Source organism: Streptococcus sp. 151470009-6 (assembly GCF_053628175.1).
The window spans coordinates 481,843-500,768 of the sequence record NZ_JBSEZF010000001.1 but is presented as its reverse complement, the minus strand read 5'-3'; the positions used below and the strand labels follow the sequence as shown (position 1 = coordinate 500,768).

General features: G+C 37.8%; 21 protein-coding genes and 3 pseudogenes. 13 read left to right on the top strand and 11 right to left on the bottom strand.

What is annotated here, in order from left to right:
* Positions 1–7 precede the first annotated feature (7 nt).
* The 9 genes and pseudogenes from ACUW6H_RS02540 to ACUW6H_RS02500 form a co-directional block, all read left to right on the top strand.
* Positions 8–1,909 (top strand): DNA/RNA helicase domain-containing protein, encoded by a 1,902-nt coding sequence (locus ACUW6H_RS02540; protein ID WP_454360843.1) that lies wholly within the window; start codon positions 8–10, stop codon positions 1,907–1,909.
* 30 nt (positions 1,910–1,939) lie between these two features.
* A pseudogene (locus ACUW6H_RS02535) lies at positions 1,940–2,026 on the top strand (UvrB/UvrC motif-containing protein); the annotation flags it as partial.
* A gap of 16 nt (positions 2,027–2,042) precedes the next feature.
* Complete coding sequence (locus ACUW6H_RS02530; protein ID WP_454360841.1) at positions 2,043–2,546, top strand: N-acetyltransferase family protein; 504 nt, start codon at positions 2,043–2,045, stop codon at positions 2,544–2,546.
* Positions 2,547–2,635: 89 nt separating this feature from the next.
* On the top strand, positions 2,636–3,139 hold the full coding sequence (locus tag ACUW6H_RS02525) for a hypothetical protein (RefSeq protein WP_454360839.1): 504 nt from the start codon (positions 2,636–2,638) through the stop codon (positions 3,137–3,139).
* Positions 3,140–3,634: 495 nt separating this feature from the next.
* On the top strand, positions 3,635–4,192 hold the full coding sequence (locus tag ACUW6H_RS02520) for a hypothetical protein (protein WP_454360837.1): 558 nt from the start codon (positions 3,635–3,637) through the stop codon (positions 4,190–4,192).
* Positions 4,170–4,602, top strand: a pseudogene (locus ACUW6H_RS02515) (hypothetical protein). Before ACUW6H_RS02520 ends, ACUW6H_RS02515 begins: the two are co-directional and overlap by 23 nt.
* 23 nt (positions 4,603–4,625) lie before the next feature.
* Positions 4,626–5,093: an NUDIX domain-containing protein gene (locus tag ACUW6H_RS02510; protein WP_454360835.1), complete on the top strand. Its 468-nt coding sequence runs from the start codon at positions 4,626–4,628 to the stop codon at positions 5,091–5,093.
* Between the two features lie 206 nt (positions 5,094–5,299).
* Positions 5,300–6,067 carry a class I SAM-dependent methyltransferase gene (locus tag ACUW6H_RS02505; RefSeq protein ID WP_454360833.1) on the top strand — a complete coding sequence of 256 codons (768 nt, stop codon included), beginning with the start codon at positions 5,300–5,302 and terminating at the stop codon, positions 6,065–6,067.
* Between the two features lie 135 nt (positions 6,068–6,202).
* Positions 6,203–6,340: pseudogene (locus tag ACUW6H_RS02500) on the top strand (8-oxo-dGTP diphosphatase); the annotation flags it as partial.
* Here ACUW6H_RS02500 and ACUW6H_RS02495 read toward each other — a convergent pair.
* Both ACUW6H_RS02495 and ACUW6H_RS02490 read right to left on the bottom strand, forming a co-directional pair.
* Positions 6,337–6,852: a 3H domain-containing protein gene (locus ACUW6H_RS02495; protein ID WP_454360831.1), complete on the bottom strand. Its 516-nt coding sequence runs from the start codon at positions 6,850–6,852 to the stop codon at positions 6,337–6,339. The pseudogene ACUW6H_RS02500 and the gene ACUW6H_RS02495 sit on opposite strands and share 4 nt — an antisense overlap.
* An 11-nt stretch (positions 6,853–6,863) precedes the next feature.
* Positions 6,864–7,391: an ECF transporter S component gene (locus ACUW6H_RS02490; RefSeq protein ID WP_000354642.1), complete on the bottom strand. Its 528-nt coding sequence runs from the start codon at positions 7,389–7,391 to the stop codon at positions 6,864–6,866.
* A 133-nt stretch (positions 7,392–7,524) separates the two neighbouring features.
* On the opposite strand from ACUW6H_RS02490, the gene ACUW6H_RS02485 reads away from it, so the two are divergent.
* Positions 7,525–7,884, top strand: coding sequence for a hypothetical protein (locus tag ACUW6H_RS02485; RefSeq protein WP_454360829.1), 360 nt, complete (start codon positions 7,525–7,527; stop codon positions 7,882–7,884).
* Between the two features lie 39 nt (positions 7,885–7,923).
* Here the strand turns inward: ACUW6H_RS02485 and ACUW6H_RS02480 are convergent, their stop codons facing one another.
* From ACUW6H_RS02480 to coaB, 3 genes are read right to left on the bottom strand one after another with little or no spacing between them, the layout of a single operon-like run.
* Positions 7,924–8,487, bottom strand: coding sequence for an ECF transporter S component (locus ACUW6H_RS02480; protein WP_125399345.1), 564 nt, complete (start codon positions 8,485–8,487; stop codon positions 7,924–7,926).
* Complete coding sequence (gene coaC / locus ACUW6H_RS02475; protein WP_454360826.1) at positions 8,471–9,022, bottom strand: phosphopantothenoylcysteine decarboxylase; 552 nt, start codon at positions 9,020–9,022, stop codon at positions 8,471–8,473. The genes ACUW6H_RS02480 and coaC overlap by 17 nt, the downstream gene beginning before the upstream one ends.
* Positions 9,023–9,033: 11 nt before the next feature.
* Entirely contained in the window at positions 9,034–9,723 is a 690-nt protein-coding gene (gene coaB / locus ACUW6H_RS02470) for a phosphopantothenate--cysteine ligase (RefSeq protein ID WP_454360824.1), read from the bottom strand.
* Positions 9,724–9,954: 231 nt separating this feature from the next.
* Here coaB and ACUW6H_RS02465 point away from each other — a divergent pair, with 231 nt between their 5' ends.
* From ACUW6H_RS02465 to radC, 3 genes are all read left to right on the top strand, one after another.
* Complete coding sequence (locus ACUW6H_RS02465; RefSeq protein WP_454360822.1) at positions 9,955–11,625, top strand: formate--tetrahydrofolate ligase; 1,671 nt, start codon at positions 9,955–9,957, stop codon at positions 11,623–11,625.
* Positions 11,626–11,827: 202 nt separating this feature from the next.
* Positions 11,828–14,119, top strand: a complete 2,292-nt coding sequence (pcrA, locus tag ACUW6H_RS02460) for a DNA helicase PcrA (protein ID WP_454360820.1) — start codon at positions 11,828–11,830, stop codon at positions 14,117–14,119.
* 42 nt (positions 14,120–14,161) lie between these two features.
* Positions 14,162–14,842: a RadC family protein gene (gene radC / locus ACUW6H_RS02455; protein WP_454360818.1), complete on the top strand. Its 681-nt coding sequence runs from the start codon at positions 14,162–14,164 to the stop codon at positions 14,840–14,842.
* Here radC and ACUW6H_RS02450 read toward each other — a convergent pair.
* From ACUW6H_RS02450 to ACUW6H_RS02425, 6 genes are all read right to left on the bottom strand, one after another.
* The gene (locus ACUW6H_RS02450) at positions 14,839–15,528 is read right to left on the bottom strand and encodes a gamma-glutamyl-gamma-aminobutyrate hydrolase family protein (protein ID WP_454360816.1); all 690 of its coding nucleotides are present in this window, start codon (positions 15,526–15,528) and stop codon (positions 14,839–14,841) included. The two genes, radC and ACUW6H_RS02450, sit on opposite strands and share 4 nt — an antisense overlap.
* 15 nt (positions 15,529–15,543) lie before the next feature.
* Entirely contained in the window at positions 15,544–16,185 is a 642-nt protein-coding gene (locus ACUW6H_RS02445) for a redox-sensing transcriptional repressor Rex (RefSeq protein WP_000660646.1), read from the bottom strand.
* An 82-nt stretch (positions 16,186–16,267) separates the two neighbouring features.
* Positions 16,268–16,483 carry a DUF4649 family protein gene (locus tag ACUW6H_RS02440; protein WP_454360814.1) on the bottom strand — a complete coding sequence of 72 codons (216 nt, stop codon included), beginning with the start codon at positions 16,481–16,483 and terminating at the stop codon, positions 16,268–16,270.
* Positions 16,484–16,489: 6 nt separating this feature from the next.
* Positions 16,490–16,837 carry a DUF1831 domain-containing protein gene (locus tag ACUW6H_RS02435; RefSeq protein ID WP_096407060.1) on the bottom strand — a complete coding sequence of 116 codons (348 nt, stop codon included), beginning with the start codon at positions 16,835–16,837 and terminating at the stop codon, positions 16,490–16,492.
* Positions 16,838–16,841: 4 nt separating this feature from the next.
* On the bottom strand, positions 16,842–17,957 hold the full coding sequence (locus ACUW6H_RS02430; protein ID WP_454360811.1) for a cysteine desulfurase family protein: 1,116 nt from the start codon (positions 17,955–17,957) through the stop codon (positions 16,842–16,844).
* Positions 17,958–17,966: 9 nt separating this feature from the next.
* Entirely contained in the window at positions 17,967–18,926 is a 960-nt protein-coding gene (locus tag ACUW6H_RS02425) for a ribose-phosphate diphosphokinase (protein ID WP_001283848.1), read from the bottom strand.

The window sequence follows — 18,926 nt, the reverse complement described above, 5'->3', positions numbered from 1 at the left end:
AAAACGAATGACTAATACAGAAAATAATAAATTTCCACGCTGGGGTGAATATCCAAAAAATAATCCCATATTTAATTATGTTCATGCAAAGCTCGATAAAGAAATAATTCCTGATATTTCTGATGAAGATTTTAGAGCACTATCTGACTTTCCTTTGATTTATATTTATATATCCCCTATTCAAAGTGATGGAAGAAGGTATTATTATATAGGTCAAACTATTAATGTGAGTAGGAGAACTAAAGAGCATAGTGAAAAGTTAAAAAAAGAAAATTATGAACGTTTTAAAGAATTTATAAATGGTGAGTATATAACTTTTTATGGAGAGAATATATCTCAAAATTTAAATTATATCGAAAAAATTTTGATTTTAACATTTATAGAAGAATTTAATTTTTTAAATTTTGTAAACATGAATAAAGATGGTGATTACGTTGGAAAATTACTTGCAAACAAAGATAGAGGTAATGAATCTGGAAAATATCAAGCATTAAGAGAAGTTGTTGAAAAAGATGTAATCAATAATATTCTTAAATTTTTACAGGAAAATAAATTAATTGATGATAAACCAAATTTAAAGCGAGTAACTTCAAGTTTGTTTGCAGAAAGTCCATTCTTTGAACTTACAAAAAATCAAAATTCTATTTTAAATAATATTTTAGAATCAAATGATAAGCACATTCATCTTATTAAAGGTGGGGCTGGAACTGGGAAGACTGTACTATTATTACATCTTATTGCTCGTTTAAAATTGAAAAACAAAGAAAGCAAAATTGCAGTTTTTGTAAAAAATACACATAGAGATCGTTTTAAAAAAATTTTAACAAGTTACGGATTGAAACCTGATGATAATTGCATTGACATTGTTACTTTTAATCAATTATCAGAAACTAATACTGAGTACGATTATATTATTATTGATGAGGCACAACGAACAACTAGATTAATTGAAGGGTTAGTTTATCCCACAGGAGCAAAAAATGATACGGATATTCTAAAAAGATTAAATGAAATTATCGGAAAGGAAAAAGAGTACACAACTGAAGAAAAAATTAAGGGATTAAAATACCCTTCCGTTTTACATTTTATCAAAAAGAAATTTACTAAATCACATCTAATAATTTCTTATGATGACTCCCAACGTTTAAGAAAAGTTGATGGTATTGATATTAAAGAAATATTTAATGATAAAGATAAGAATAAAGAAAAAGAACAATTAAAAGAACCAGAAATAGATAAAGATAATATTTGTGAATATACATTGGAAGCGCAACTAAGAATTTTAAATGGTAAATCTGAAAAATTTGCAGAGGAATTTGTTACTTTTATTAAAGAATTATTAGGTATCTACCATAAAAAATTAGATGATAAATTCATAAATTATTATAAAAATAAAATAGGAGAAGTAGACTATTTTAGAATTGCCTCAAATATAGAGGAATGGGTAAAATATGTATCAGAGAAGCAATTTAGATTTCCTGAAAAGAAATCACTTTGTTTGGCCGGGTACTGCAAACCTGTAAAAAAAGCAAATGATTATGAATTCATAAAAATTAATTCCAATGGAGATTCATTAAAATGGAGTATGGATGGAGAAAAGTTTAGAAATTATGCAAATAAATCAACAGAAGTTGGAAATGTTTATGATATTCATGGATTTGATATAGATTTCGCATCAATTTATATTGGCAAAGATATCTATTTAGATGAGGAAGATAAATGTATAAAAGTAAATAAAGATAATTCTTTTGATACAGCTGCTAAAAAAGGGGTAGAAAATATTGACGAGTTTGTAAAAAACGCTTATTATATTTTATTGACTAGAGCAGTATATGGTCAAATAGTTTATATAGAGGATGATAAACTAAGGGAGTTTTTGCTAAAAATATTTTCGTCTGACAAAAATTAATTGTTTATGAAATAGTATATTGATTTTTAACAAATGCAAGAAGCCGTCGAAGTGCTTGGCTTTGAACTAGCAGCCCAGATTCGTGATATGATGTTGGAAGTGAAGGCGTTGGGGTAGTGAAGGAGAAAAATAAATGGATCTTACTATCAAACAGATGGAAACTCCTGAAGAGATAGAAGGCAAGTCCCTCGTTCATTGGCAGACGTGGAGAGAGGCTTATGACGACCTTTTACCTGCAGAATTTCAGGAGACAATGACATTAGAAAGATGTCGATTCTTTAGTCAAAAATATCCAGAAAATACATTGATTGCGATGGATGGCATGAAGGTAGTTGGTTTTATCAGTTATGGAAACTTTCGTGATGTGGCTATTCAAGCTGGCGAAATTATTGCCTTATATGTTTTAAAAGACTATTATGGAAAAGGTATTGCTCAGAAGTTAATGAAGGAAGCTCTGACGACTCTTGAACAGTTCTCTGAAATATTCTTATGGGTATTAAAAGAGAATAAGCGAGCCATTGCTTTTTATCAAAAAATAGGTTTTACTCTTGATGGTCAAGAAAAAATACTTGAACTTGGAAAATCGATCACTGAAATTAGAATGGTATATAAGAAATCATCAGAATTTGAGAGTTAAATGCAAGGACAGTTGCGATTTGTTCTCAGAGTGCAAAATCAACAAATGATTACGTTTTAGCATATATTTTTAAATAGAGAGAAGTGATTATGGATTTGAAAGAGATGAAGTATAAGAAGTCATCGAGCTTAGATTCTGTTCGTTTTTGGTTACAAGGGCATCGATTTGTCAAATTTATGCTTGATATGATCTTTTATATCAGCTTGTTCCTAGTTATAGAATTTACAACATCACAGAACAAAAGCATTCCAGCTGATTTTCGGTACAGAGAACTCTTGTTTCCCTTGCAATTGAATCTTATTATCTTAGGTTATAGACTCTATGCCTTCTTTTTATCAGTGAAAACAAAAAAAGAAGAGACCCTTAAAAAATTCTGTGAACCCTTTATTTATATCAATGTCCTTAGCTTCATTTTTCAACTGATTGGTGTGAGAAAAAGAGGAAGAGTTGTTCTCTCACCTTTGTTTTCACTGGAGTCTTCCTATATCTGGTTTCCTATTGTCATCTACCTTCTAGTCTTGATGTTAACGTTGGCAATCTTCTTTCTCTCTAAAGCTTCAAAAAAAGGAGTAGATGAAAATGAAGATGAGTAGACAAATGAAGTACAAGACAAAAGAAAAGTCTTCTTGGACTAAGATGATTTATCTTTGGATGGAAAGGCACCGAAGGATTGGTCAACTCCTGGATACGAGTGTGTTATTCGGATCTTTGTTTGTATCATTTCTTGCTGCCTCTTTCATTGGTTCTCCATTCCCAAACTTAAACTATCTTTCTCCCTTAAGCTTTAATCTTTTCCTTCTGCTCTTATCAACCTATTTCCTTGTCTTTCGTTTTAGTAGTGATAAACTTCAGAAATGGCGTTACTTTTCATGGGGATTTATTGGGTTCAATGGTCTTCTTTTTCCCTTTCATCTCTTGGTAGGTCTGAATTGGCTAGGACGTCGTAAGTCAACGAATTTCCCTCCTCTAATTTCTATGGATCCAGCCTATGTCTGGGTCCCTATTGTAAGTTATCTCTTTTTCTTTTTCTTGGGGCTGGGCATTCTGCTTTTGATTATACAGATAGAAAAGAGAAGAAGGAGGCGTAAATGGAACGAAAGATTAAGAAACCAAAGAAGATCAAACAAAAGAACATAAAAATGAGAAAAATCCATAAAAAGGATTCTTTGATAGCTCACGTCCAATTGTGGATGGGAAGGCATCCAAAGCTTGCTTCTTTTATGGATGGTGGCATAATATTATTTTCTATTTTTGGTATCATGTATGTGTTGTTTGGGACAACACTTATCCCAAAACCATATCAGGAAATGTCCTATGTCTTGCCAATTATTATGAATTTTGTCTTTTTGGTGCACACACTCTATCAAGGTATTTTTAGAGATGGTTTTAGCAATAAGGATTCAGTACAAGAATTTTTAGAACCTTTTCTATACATAAATGGACCTATTTTTCTTCTCCACTTAATTGTTGGGGTGAAAGGGAGAAATGTTAAAAAAATTCCTTCCCTATTATCTGTTGATTATCGCTACATCTGGCTTCCAATTGCTACATATCTGATCTTTTTCATCATTCCAGCGATATTGATGGCAATTTTGAAATATAATGACAAAAAGAGGAAAAATCATGACAAAAGAAAATCGAATTAAGTTATTTTCATTTAAAACACTCTATTTGGCTTTGCTGACTTTTGTGGGTCTTCATTTGGTTTGGCCTATCCTTTACGCCAGTTTTGTGGAATAGTTGGTTTTTCATTCTTTGTTTGACCTTCTTAATCCATCCCTGGAGAATTTTTTATATAACAAGAGATGTTCAATGGTATCATCTTATTTTTCAAATCTTTAGTGGATTGGTGGCACTTTATCTTTGGTTTGGAGCATTTTTTGCTTTGTCAATTATCTCGGATCCAACCATCCCTATCAATATAGACTATCACATACAAGATAAGGAAATCATCATTTCTAGAGTTTTTTTGGCCCGTAGTACTTATGAACATCATGAGTTGATCAACCCCTTTATCATGAAGTCAGAAGTAAAATACAACGAAGATACATTTTAATAACTTAGAAAGCGAGCAAATCTATGTCCCGTGCGCAAGCAACCATTTTAACCAACATCTGTCTAATCGAAGATCTAGAAAATAAGCGAGTAGTCATGCAATATCGTTCACCAGAAACCAATCGCTGGTCTGGCTATGCCTTTCCTGGAGGTCATGTTGAGAATGGCGAGGCCTTTGCCGAGTCTGTCATTCGTGAAATATACGAAGAAACTGGTTTGACCATTCAGAATCCCCAACTGGTCGGTATTAAAAATTGGCCCTTAGATACAGGTGGGCGCTACATCGTTTTTTGTTATAAGTCGACAGAGTTTACTGGAACTCTCCAATCCTCAGAAGAAGGAGAAGTTTCTTGGGTACAAAAAGACCAGATTCCTAACTTGGAACTGGCCTATGATATGCTGCCTTTGATGGAAATGATGGAAGCACCTGACAAGTCTGAGTTTTTCTATCGCCACCGTACAGATGATGGCTGGGAGAAAGAAACTTTTTAGTTCTATGATTAGTTGATAGGTGTTATCCTTTAAAGGTAGGTACTGAAATATAGGCTAAGTATGGCGAAGTAAGCCAACTGATTATTTCTGAAATTCTTATTATTCTTTTCTATCTTTATCTTTAACAATCTCCACCTTCAATTCTGAAATCAGAGATTGTTTTATTATATGGTATAATCTTAAGATATGAAAGGAAGTACCAGAAAATGGATGATAAAGTAATTGAACAATATGCAAAACAAGATAATCTTGATATTAGAGTAAACATACATAAGAAGTATTCAAAAAATAAATTAGGATTTAACAATTGGATATTTTCCAACTACCAAATCACTAATGAAGTAAAGGTTCTAGAATTGGGATGTGGTACAGGAGAACTGTGGAAAAGTAACAGTGGTTCTATAGATAAAATGAAGCAGTTGGTTATTACAGATTTTTCTAAAGATATGGTGAAAACAACGAAGTCAGTGATTGGAAATAGAGACAATGTCAACTATGAAATAATGGATATTCAAAAGATTTCTTTTGAGAATGAAACGTTTGATATTGTTATTGCAAATATGCTTCTACATCACGTAAATGATATTCATAAAGCGCTCTCTGAGGTGAATAGAGTCTTAAAAACAGGTGGAATTTTTTACTGTGCTACATTTGGTGAAAATGGAGTTGTAGATTATTTGGCAGGCTTATTTAAAGATGAGGTTAATCAAGATTTGGAAAATAAAACATTTACTTTACAAAATGGAAAAAGCCAACTGAGTATGTATTTTGACTCTGTTGAAACATTACTCTATGATGATGAGTTACAGGTAACTAGTATAGATGACCTAGTTAAATACATCCAATCCTTTAAAGGAATTTCAGAAATAGGTTCGCTAGAAGAAAAAGTCATTCGTAAAAGATTGGAAGTACATTTTCATAAGGGTAAGTTAATTATTCCTAAAGAATATGGTATGTTTATTGCTCGAAAGTAAAATTAAGGGAACGAAATTGTGAAAAATTAAGGAGAAGCTTTTTAATATAAAATCAAGTGGTTAGTCTTTAGAGCATGATACAGCCGCTTCTATATAAAAAGGTCTCAACTTTTTGGATTTGAAGAAGTTTCTTGAGTACAAAAAGACCAAATTCCTAACTTGGATCTGGCCTATGATATGTTGCCTCTGATGGAAATGATGGAAGCACCTGACAAGTCTGAGTTCTTCTATCGCCACCATACAGAGGACGGATGGGAAAAGAAAACCTTCTAGTCTTTTACTAAATAACCAAGCTGATCCAAGGCCTCCTCGATATAGTGGAGGTCTTGTTGTGTTTCGGCTTCAACAAGGTGGTAATGGGTGCCATCCGTCAATTCAGAAAGTGGTCTAAAGTCAGAGTTCTCGACTTGCTCTAAAAAATGTTGGACATCTCTACGACAGGTGAGTTTGAGTAGGGTCTCAATTTCTCCATAAACTGGATGGTCGATCAAAGTATTCTGAACACGTCCGCCATTATCTACAATAGCTAGAAGTTCTTGACCGATTTCTTCCATCTCATGTTTAACCTTGAATAGTTTGTGAACGTAAGGACTGGCATTGTTTTCTTTATAGATATAGCCACGATTTGTGGATAGGATAGGAGCTCCATCTGCTCGGAGAATAGCGATGTCCTGTACAATGACCTGGCGCGTAACATGAAAGTGTTCAGCCAAGGTTTGGCCATTGAGGGCTTTTGGTGCCTCTTTTAAGAGTTTGAGAAGAGCTTGTTTGCGATCCTTTGTCATAGTTTTTCCTTTTAGCGACGTTTTCGAAGCACTTTAAAGACAGCTAGTGCTAATGTATAGTCTACCATACTATGGATAATTGTACCAAAACCAACTAGAACAAAGAGAACATAAAACATATTTTCAACATTTGTCCCTGAAGTAGCATAGAAGATGATACAAGCTATTACTTCAGCGATAGCATGAACAACACCCAAAACAAAGTTAAAAATCCAAGATGTCTTTGGTTTATCCAAGGTTTCAGGGAATTTCTTTAAGTACAAAGCCCCCAAAGTACCAAAAACGATGTGAGAGAAGGCGCGCAGGACGATAACCATGGGATAGCCTGCCATCAGGAAGCCAAGACTAGAAGCAATAATCACAAAAGCAGCCATCAAAGGCGAAAGAAACATGGCGATAAAGATGGGGATATGACTTCCCAATGTGTAAGAAGCCGGTGGGATAACGATTTTAAAAGGCATAATGATTGGAATCAAAATCGCTATTGCAGTGAGTAGTGCAGTCATGGTCATAAACTGCGTTTTTTTTCGTATATCCATAAGAACCTCCATTTATCTGTATATACATAAGTATAGTATAATAAATAGTCAGCCAAGTCAAGGTCCAATATTGATTTTTAAGACATTTTTGGTTAAAATGTGGTAAAGAATTTTTGATTTAGGAGAGGATGTCATGATACTTGTTGTTTATCTAGTCGTGGTAATCGTGATGATGTCAAAACAGGAAAAAGAAGGGAAAGTAGTCTCAGGTTGGACTCGTTTCATAGTTTATAGTTTATTAGTCCTTTCTCTACTCTCTCTATTAGCAAGTAGTCTGGCTGTTTCGCTTTTTAGCCTTCCTTTATTAGGTTTTCTTTTGATGGCAGCAATACTAGAAATTGCTTATTTCGTCATATTGGTGATTGCATTTGGTTTGGTTTTATTATCACTAACCCTATACTTGGATAGTCAGAGAAACCAAGAACCAACTCCTCTTTCACATCATGTAGTGAGACTCGGTGTTCACATTCTTTTGATTATTCTCATGCATTAAATATGAAAACTCCACTTTCATTACGAAAGTGGAGTTGTTTTATTTTTTCAAGGTTTGTAAACGTGGGACAATTGCTACTGTGAGAACTGCAGAGATGACAAGCTCAGCAATTGAGTTGGTTGAAATAACAGTTGCAAGGAGTTTTTGGATATTTCCATCGAAGACATTTCCAAAAAGGAAGAAGATTCCCCCAAGTACAAAGACTGTATTTGTAAGTGAACCAAGAGCTCCGGCAATGATGAGACCCGTTCTGTTTTTTAATAATTTATAAACTAGATAAGGTGTCAGACCGATCAAAATACGAGGAAGGATAGCAATCATTGCTGAATAGATGTTTCCGTTCGGTACGAATGGAGAGAAGAGGTAGCTGGTTGGAAGGATTGTAATCGTGTTAACCGTCAAGCTGAGTAGCCCCATCAAGAAACCGAGTGTAACACCAACTCGTGGGCCGTAAATAATACTTGCAATAATAACAGGAACATGTACGATAGTTGGTTTAATTGGGAATGGGAATAGATTAAATAAGAGTGAGCTCAGAAAGTGAATGACCAACATGGTCGCAAAAAAGATAGCAATCGGAGCAATATTAGAGCGTTTTTTCATTGAGTGTTTCCTTTATTCTTTCTAAAATAATATCCAGGTCTGCCAAAGCTCCCCTTCCGTAGTCACCACATGCAAGTAAGGATTCTTTTGGAGAGATAAGCTTGTAACCATATGTTTCTAAAGTTTTAAGGTTTGTCTGAGTTGCCGGATGGTCATACATCTTTGTATTCATGGCTGGCGCTAAGAGTTTAGGGATGTGACTTGGTAGGGCAAGAGCCGTACTGGTCACCATATTATCCGCAAAACCGTACGCAAGTTTGGCAATGGTATTAGCAGTAGCAGGGACAACGATAAAAAGGTCTGTTTCTTTTCCTCTTTCGATATGATTGACTTGATCAGGATAGGGTTCCTGCATGACATCAAGGTGAACTGGATTTTGTGAGAGTACCTGTAGTGTCAAAGGCTGGATAAACTCTCTTGCCGCTTCGGTCATTAAGACAGTGACATCATGGCCTTGTTTTTTCAAAGAACTGACTAAATCAGCTGCTTTATAGGAGGCAATGGAACCTGTCACTGCAATCAGAATGTTTGCCATAGCTTTCCTTTCTATGAATCGTATGTATGAATTTTCTCAAGGAGGAGGTTCGCAATTTCCTCTTTGGTTTGAACGGTTTGAAGACGATCTTTCTCAACAAAGATTGCCCGATGCTGATATGCTGAGATTTGAGTAAGATCATTCGCTATGATTAAGTCAGCCTGGTTCTTGACAAGACTCTGTCTAGCAACTTCAATAAGATGATCATCAGTAACATCAACCAACAGTTTGAAACCAATCAAATGAATAGAAGGATTCCACTCTTTGACTAGGGAGATAATCTTGGGTGTTTTTTTCAAAAATAAAACCTGCACCTCATCAGTTGAAGAAATCTTAGCTTCTTTATTTTGCTTATCTAATAATTCTTCCAGATTAGAGCTCGTCTTAACTTCATCTAGTCCTGTCATATAAATAGGAGTGTAGTCAGAAACTGCCATCGAATGAATCAAGACCTGATAATCTTGAACACACTCTTTCATTTCTAAAAGAAGATCATTCGTATTTTTGATTTCTAGAATGGTTAGATGGGGATGAAGTTCTGGCTTAAGAGCACTAGGAGTCGTAATCAGACAAACCTCATGACCAGCAGCAAGTAGGGTTTCGGTGATGATTTTCCCCAAGCGACCAGTCGAGTGATTCGTGATAGAGCGGACGCTATCGATTGCTTCACTTGTACCGCCTGACGTAACTAAAATTTTCATAGGACTATTGTACCAAAAAATAAAATAGAATCAAAAGAAAGCGTTTGTTTTTTTATCTAATTTTCCTGTAAGATTATAGTTTTTGGCTATAAAAACTTATAAAAAGTAGAAAAGATGACTAAAATTGGACTTAAAACTTGATGTTTATAAACTTTACTAAGCTTTTTGTATGTGAAAAATCTTTTTTTGTGTTATAATGAGTTATCATATTAGATGTTAGAGGAGTTTGCTATGAAAACAGATATTGAAATCGCACAGAACATTGAGTTAAAGCCAATCGTGGATGTTGTGGAGAAACTTGGGATTTCTTACGATGATTTGGAGTTGTACGGAAAATACAAGGCTAAGCTCAGTTTTGATAAGGTCCGTGCAGTCGAGAGTAATCCTGTTGGGAAATTGATCTTGGTTACTGCCATTAATCCAACACCAGCGGGTGAAGGAAAGTCAACCATTACCATCGGTCTTGCAGATGCCTTAAACAAAATCGGCAAGAAAACCATGATTGCTATCCGCGAACCATCTCTTGGACCAGTAATGGGGATTAAGGGTGGTGCCGCTGGTGGTGGTTATGCGCAAGTTTTGCCAATGGAAGACATCAACCTCCACTTTACTGGGGATATGCATGCCATTACAACTGCTAACAATGCCCTTTCTGCATTGATTGACAACCACTTGCACCAAGGAAATGAGCTGGGAATTGACCAACGTCGTATTATTTGGAAGCGTGTTGTGGACTTGAACGACCGTGCTCTTCGCCATGTGACTGTTGGTCTTGGCGGTCCTCTAAATGGTATTCCACGTGAGGATGGTTTTGATATTACAGTTGCTTCTGAAATCATGGCGATTTTGTGCTTGGCGACGGACATCGAGGACTTGAAACGCCGTTTGGCGAATATCGTTATTGGCTATCGCTATGACCGTACCCCTGTTTCTGTAGGTGATTTGAAGGTTGAAGGTGCCTTGGCTCTAATCTTGAAGGATGCTATTAAACCGAACTTGGTTCAGACAATTTATGGTACACCTGCCTTTGTACATGGTGGTCCATTTGCCAATATCGCTCATGGATGTAACTCTGTCTTGGCAACAACAACAGCCCTTCACTTGGCTGATTATACAGTCACTGAAGCTGGTTTTGGTGCGGACCTTGGAGCTGAGAAATTCCTTGATATCAAGACACCAAACTTGCCAACTTCTCCAGATGCGGTAGTCATTGTTGCAACCCTCCGTGCCCTTAAGATGAATGGTGGGGTGGCTAAAGATGCTTTGACAGTAGAAAATGTTGAAGCGGTCCGTGCAGGTTTTGCTAACTTGAAACGCCACGTTGAGAACATCCGTAAATTTGGAGTGCCTGCAGTTGTCGCGATTAACGAATTTGTTTCTGATACAGAAGCTGAAATCGCTGCCTTGAAAGAACTCTGTGCTTCTATTGATGTACCAGTTGAACTAGCAAGTGTCTGGGCCAATGGCGCGGAAGGTGGAGTAGCGCTTGCCGAAACGGTTGTTCAGACTATTGCTGAAAATCCATCCAACTATACTCGCCTTTATGACAACGACCTTTCTGTCCAAGAAAAGATCGAAAAGATTGTTACTGAAATCTATCGCGGTACAAAAGTCAACTTTGAAAAGAAAGCTCAAACGCAAATCGCCCAAATCGTTCAAAATGGTTGGGATAAATTGCCAATCTGTATGGCGAAAACTCAATACAGTTTCTCAGACAATCCAAATGCACTTGGAGCGCCAGAGAACTTTGAAATTACCATTCGTGAATTGGTACCAAAATTAGGGGCTGGCTTTATCGTTGCCCTTACTGGTGATGTCATGACCATGCCCGGACTTCCAAAACGACCTGCAGCTCTCAATATGGATGTTGAAAGCGACGGAACCGTTCTAGGCTTGTTCTAAGATTTAGATGATATTAAAAGAGTTTGGAAATGCTATCCAAGCTCTTTTTCCTGTCAAAGAATAACCTCAACTTCATTTGAAAAATACATGTTTTGTAAGCACTGATGAAAATTTGGCTTATCAAAGTGTTCTCTGTAAAGTTTCTATTTTCCCTGATTTCTGATATAATAGAAACATTGACTTCAAGAGTAAGGAAGAGAAGATGAACGCATTATTGAATGGAATGAATGACCGTCAGGCTGAGGCGGTGCAAACGACAGAAGGCCCCTTGTTAATCATGGCGGGGGCTGGCTCTGGAAAGACTCGTGTTTTGACCCACCGTATTGCTTATTTGATTGATGAAAAAATGGTCAATCCTTGGAATATCTTGGCCATTACCTTTACCAACAAGGCTGCGCGTGAGATGAAAGAGCGTGCTTATGGTCTTAATCCAGCTACTCAAGACTGTCTAATTGCGACTTTTCACTCCATGTGTGTTCGTATTCTGCGTCGTGATGCAGATCATATCGGCTACAATCGTAATTTCACTATTGTAGATCCTGGTGAACAGCGAACCCTCATGAAACGAATCCTCAAGCAATTAAACTTGGACCCTAAAAAATGGAATGAACGAACTATTTTGGGGACTATTTCCAATGCTAAGAATGACTTGATTGATGATGTGGCTTATGCTGCCCAAGCTGGAGATATGTACACGCAAATCGTGGCCCAGTGTTACACAGCCTATCAGAAAGAGCTTCGTCAGTCTGAGTCCCTTGACTTTGATGATTTAATCATGTTGACCCTGCGTCTTTTTGATCAAAATCCTGATGTCTTGACCTACTACCAGCAGAAGTTCCAATACATTCACGTGGATGAGTACCAAGATACCAACCATGCCCAGTACCAATTAGTCAAACTCTTGGCATCTCGCTTTAAAAATATCTGTGTAGTTGGAGATGCTGACCAGTCCATCTACGGTTGGCGTGGTGCGGATATGCAAAATATCTTAGATTTTGAGAAAGACTATCCCAAAGCCAAGGTTGTCTTGTTAGAAGAAAACTATCGCTCAACCAAAACCATTCTCCAAGCCGCCAATGATGTCATTAAAAATAATAAAAATCGTTGTCCTAAGAATCTCTGGACTCAGAATGCTGATGGGGAGCAGATTATTTACTATCGTGCAAATGACGAACAAGATGAGGCTGTTTTTGTAGCCAAAACCATTGATGAACTTGGTCGTAGCCAAAACTTTCTTCACAAAGACTTTGCAGTTCTTTATCGGACTAATGCGCAATCTCGTACTATTGAGGAGGCCCTCCTCAAGTCTAATATCCCTTATACTATGGTTGGTGGGACCAAGTTCTACAGTCGTAAGGAAATCCGTGACATTATCGCTTATCTTAACCTCATTGCCAATCTGAGTGACAATATCAGTTTTGAGCGTATTATCAACGAGCCTAAACGTGGCATTGGACCAGGAACCGTTGAGAAAATCCGTGATTTTGCAAACCTGCAAGACATGTCCATGCTAGACGCTTCAGCCAATATCATGTTATCTGGCATCAAAGGGAAAGTAGCCCAGTCTATCTGGGATTTTGCCAATATGATTTTGGATTTGCGGGAGCAATTAGACCAATTAAGCATAACAGAGTTGGTTGAAGCAGTTCTTGAAAAAACAGGTTATGTCGAAATTCTTAATGCCCAAGCGACGTTAGAAAGCAAGGCTCGGGTTGAGAACATCGAAGAGTTCCTATCTGTTACTAAGAATTTTGACGACAATCCTGATAGTCAAGAAGAGGAAACAGGTTTAGATAAACTCAGTCGTTTCTTGAATGATTTGGCCTTGATTGCGGATACGGACTCTGGTAGTCAGGAAACATCGGAAGTGACCTTGATGACCTTGCATGCTGCTAAGGGGCTTGAGTTTCCAGTCGTCTTTATCATCGGGATGGAGGAAAATGTCTTTCCTCTTAGTCGAGCAGCTGAGGATCCTGATGAGCTGGAAGAAGAGCGCCGTTTGGCCTATGTCGGTATTACGCGTGCTGAAAAGATCCTCTATCTGACCAATGCCAACTCTCGATTGCTTTTCGGTCGTACAAGCTATAACCGTCCAACACGTTTCATCAATGAAATCAGTTCGGACTTGCTTGAATATCAAGGCTTAGCTCGTCCTGCTAATACCAGTTTTAAGGCTTCTTATAGCAGTGGTGGGATTGCTTTCGGTCAAGGTATGAGTTTGGCTCAGGCCCTTCAAGAACGAAAACGCAAGGCTGCACCAAGCTCTATCCAGTCAAGTAGTCTCCCGTTTGGACAATATACAGCTGGAAATAAAACTGATACGAGCGATACCAACTGGTCTATTGGGGATATTGCACTTCACAAGAAGTGGGGAGAGGGAACAGTCCTTGAAGTTTCGGGTAGTGGTGCTACGCAGGAACTGAAAATCAATTTCCCAGAAGTCGGCCTGAAAAAACTCCTAGCCAGTGTGGCACCAATTGAGAAAAAAATCTAATTTTCCATCCTTCTCACGAATAATATAGTGAGGAGGATTTTTATGTACAGCATTTCATTCCAAGAAGATTCACTTTTGCCTAGAGAAAGACTGGTTAAAGAAGGAGTAGAGGCACTGAGCAATCAAGAATTGCTAGCTATACTACTCAGAACCGGAACGCGTAAGGCTAATGTTTTTGAAATTGCCCAAAAAGTCTTGAATAGTCTCAACAGTCTAACTGATTTGAAAAAAATGACCCTGCAGGAATTGCAGAGTCTGTCTGGTATTGGACGCATTAAAGCTATTGAACTACAAGCAGTGATTGAACTGGGGAATCGCATTCACAAGCATGAAACCCTTGAGATGGAAAGTATTCTCAGCAGTCAAAAGCTAGCTAAAAAAATGCAACAGGAACTTGGTGATAAAAAACAAGAGCACCTAGTGGCGCTCTATCTCAATACTCAAAATCAAATCATTCATCAGCAGACTATCTTTATCGGATCCGCGACACGTAGCATTGCTGAACCGAGGGAAATCCTTCACTATGCCATCAAGCATATGGCGACTTCTGTTATTTTAGTCCACAATCATCCTTCAGGCGCAGTAGCACCTAGCCGAAATGATGACCATGTAACCAAGTTAGTCAAGGAAGCCTGTGAACTGATGGGAATTGTTTTCTTGGACCATCTGATTGTCTCGCACTCGGATTACTTTAGTTACCGTGAAAAAACGGATCTGATTTAAAGTTCATTAACAACATAGTCAAATAGTGTTTTGTCCTTGGGGCGATTTTCAAATAGAAATTCTGGATGCCATTGGACGCCGAGAAATGGGATGTCATCTGTTGTTACGACTGCCTCGATAATCCTATCCTTGGGATCATAGGCCACAACCTTTAAATTTGGAGCCAAATCCTTGATACTCTGATGGTGGAAGGAGTTAATATGAGAGATTTCTCCGTAAATTTCTCTGAGAACAGTATCTGGTTCGGTAAGAAGTCGCTGGGTAGTGTACTCAGCGGAACAATCCTGCCAGTGATCTTCGATATCTTGATGAAGTGTGCCTCCCATGGCAACATTAAAGAGCTGGGTACCACGACAAACAGAAAAAATCGGTTTTTTCTGCTGGATAGCTTCTTTGATAAGAGCTAGTTCAAAGATATCCCTTTGTAAATGGTAGTCATCGCTGTCAATTGTTTTTGGCTGGCCGTAGAATTTTGGATCGACATTTTGCCCACCAGTTAGGATGAGTTTATCAATCATGCTAATATAGTGATGTGCCATTTCTTGGTCACCAATCGGAAGGATAATGGGAATTCCGCCAGCGTCCTTGACTCCTTCAATAAAGCCTTTTGCAGCATAGCTCATCATGATGTCATCGTCTGGATGAGCTTTTTCATTTCCTGTAATCCCAATAACTGGTTTATTCATAAATGCTTTCGCTTTCTAATCCTCTTTCCGCATAAAATAGAGGAGGGTTTGGAGTTCACTTGTCAAATCAACGTACTGAACGACCACATCTTTTGGAAGGTGCAGGTGGACAGGAGAAAAACTGAGAATACCTTTTACACCAGCATCTACCAAGAGGTTAGCTACTTCTTGGGATTTGACACTTGGAACAGTTAGGATAGCAGTTTTAACATCTGCGTCCTTAATCTTTTCCTTGATTTGAGATATACCATAGATGGGAATCCCGTCAGCAGTCTCAGTACCGACTTCAGGATGGTCATCCAGGTCAAAGGCCATGATAATCTTCATTTTGTTGCGCTCGTGGAAGCGGTAGTGGAGAAGGGCATGCCCCATATTACCAATCCCAACCAACATAACATTGGTGATGGAGTTATCATTTAGGAGGTCAGCAAAAAACGTCATGAGTTTTTTAACATCATAACCAAATCCACGTCTTCCTAGTTCACCAAAGTAGGAAAAATCACGACGGACGGTCGCCGAATCGATACCGATAGCCTCTGCAATTTGTTTAGAGTTGGCACGTTCGATTTTTTCTGCATGAAATCTCTTGAAAATTCGATAGTAAAGTGAGAGTCTTTTTGCTGTTGCTTTTGGAATAGCAGACTGTTTTTCTTTCACAAAATCACAACCTTTCTATTCTTCTATTTTATAGAATCATTGTGAAAAAATCAACAAAAATAAGAAAAAACTAAGAAAATTCTTAGTTTTTATCTAAAAAATGAACTTGTGATAGAAATCGATAGAGATCTCCGACTAAACCTTGGTAGATTACTTTATCATTAAAGGTTAAAGAGGTTACCAGAAATGTATCTGGTAGCGTTACGCATCCTGACAGGGATAACATGAGTTCATCGTAGTCGGTATATTCAAGTATGCGCTCAATTTGGTAACTATCTATGTAGGTGAGACGATACATGAGGTCTTATCTTTCCTCTTTAGTGAAAATCCCACGTTCCACAAGACTATCCATGAGGAAGTAGAATTTTTCTTGGTGAATATGGTGATCATCTGATTTAAAGATATCTACCAAACGAAGACCGGACTTATCTGTAATGTTGAGTTTAACACCTGTAAGGTCTTTATTGATAATGATTTTTAGTTTGAAACCTTCACCACTATTAGGTACTTTCTCAAGTAGACGAGTCAGTTCGTAGTTTCCTACTTTTGTTTCAAAGAAAGTATTGTCTTTTAGTGTGAACTTTTTAACAGTTGGACTAAGTGTATAGTTGTAGCGACAGTTTTGTAGTTTAATGGTTTTTTCGAATGCCATTAGTTTAATCTCCAATAATATTTTTTAAGGTTTGTGCGAGTTGTTTCAGTTCTTCCTCAGTATTAAGAGGAGAGAGACTGATACGGACAGATTCTTTTAAACGAGGCGAATCGGCTCCATAGAAAGCTTCGAGTACATGACTGGTTTGCACAATACCAGCAGTACAAGCGGAACCAGTTGAAATTGAAATTCCCTCAAGGTCTAACCGAAGTAAAAGCAAATCATTTTTCTGGCCAGGAAAACCGATATTTAAAACATAAGGCAGTTGGTTGCGACTTTCATTGAGATAGTAGTCTAAATCGGCAATCTCTTCTAAAAAAGTAGCTTTAAGTGTGCTTAGTTTTTGGTAATGATCAGCTTGATAATCCAGATCTTCTTTGAGAGCAGCAATCATACCTACAATGGCAGCAAGGTTTTCTGTTCCGGCTCGTTTTTTTTGCTCTTGGTCCCCACCGTGAAGGTAGGAATCAAAATCTACAGTCGAAGAGTAAAGAAAGCCAATTCCCTTTGGTCCATGGAATTTGTGGGCAGAAGCACTGAGGAAATCAATTCCTAATTCTTCTGGATGGATAGGAATCTTCCCGATGGCTTGTACAGCATCTACATGATAAGCAGCAGGATGGTCTTTTAAAATATGTCCAATCTCAGCGATAGGCAAGAGACTCCCAGTTTCATTATTAGCATACATGGTAGAAACGAGGATGGTATCGTCACGTAAAGCTTCTTGAATCTGTTGGGCAGTGATTTCTTGATTTTCTGGTTGGATGATGGTCGCTTCAAAGCCAAGATGTTGAACCAGATAATCAATGGTCTCAAGGACAGAATGGTGTTCAATAGCTGTAGTGATGATATGTTTGCCACGTTCCTGATGACGGAGACAATAGCCAATGATAGCTGTATTGTTACTTTCTGTACCACCAGACGTGAAAAAAATATGTTGAGGTTTGGTTCCAAGTAAGTGAGCCAAGTCCTGACGAGCTTCACGGAGCAGTTTACCAGCATGACGACCATGACTGTGAATACTTGAAGGATTACCATGGGTTTCTTGCATAACCTTGGTCATTTCTGCGATAGCTACAGCTGACATAGGTGTAGTTGCAGCATTGTCCAAATAAATCAAAGAATCACCTTATTTCTTTTTGTTGTAAGCAAAGAGTGGGCTGACTGGTTTTCTTTCGTGAATACGGATGATAGCATCACCGAGCAATTCGCTAGCAGTAATGTAACATACATTTTTAGGAGTTCTTTCTTTTGTTGCTACAGAGTCCGTTACAAGGATTTCTTTAATGTTAGTTGCGTCTAGAAGTTCAGCAGCACCTTCTACAAAGAGGCCGTGACTAGAGACCGCATAGATTTCAGTTGCCCCTTCGCGTTCAACGATTTTTGCTGCTTCAGAGAAAGTACGACCAGTATTTAGGATATCGTCAATCAGGATGGCTTTCTTACCTTCAACATCCCCAATGATATAGCCCTCACTTCGTTCTGAGTCATCTTGAGCATAGTCTATGATAGCGATTGGAGCATCCAAGTATTCAGCTAAGCTACGAGCACGTTTAACACCAGAGTTTTTTGGACTAACCACAACGACATCAGAACCAAGAAGACCTTTGTCACAGTAGTGTTTAGCAAATAGAGGAATTGTATAAAGATTGTCCACAGGAATGTCGAAGAAACCTTGTACCTGTACAGCATGGAGATCAAGAGTTAGAACACGATCAACCCCAGCTTTTACTAACATATTTGAAACCAATTTAGCTGTCAGTGGTTCACGGGAAGAAGCGATGCGATCCTGACGCGCATAGCCAAAGTAAGGAAGTACGACGTTGATACTATGAGCACTGGCGCGAACACAGGCATCAACCATAATCAATAATTCCATCAAGTGGTTGCTAACTGGGTAGCTTGTTGATTGAATGATATAGACGTCATACCCACGAACACTCTCTTCGATATTGACTTGGATTTCACCATCAGAAAATTGACGTGAAGATAATTTTCCAAGAGGGACACCAACAGTATCAGCAATCTTTTGAGCGATTTCTGGGTTAGAGTTTAGGGTGAAAAGTTTCATGTTGTTTCTATCTGACAT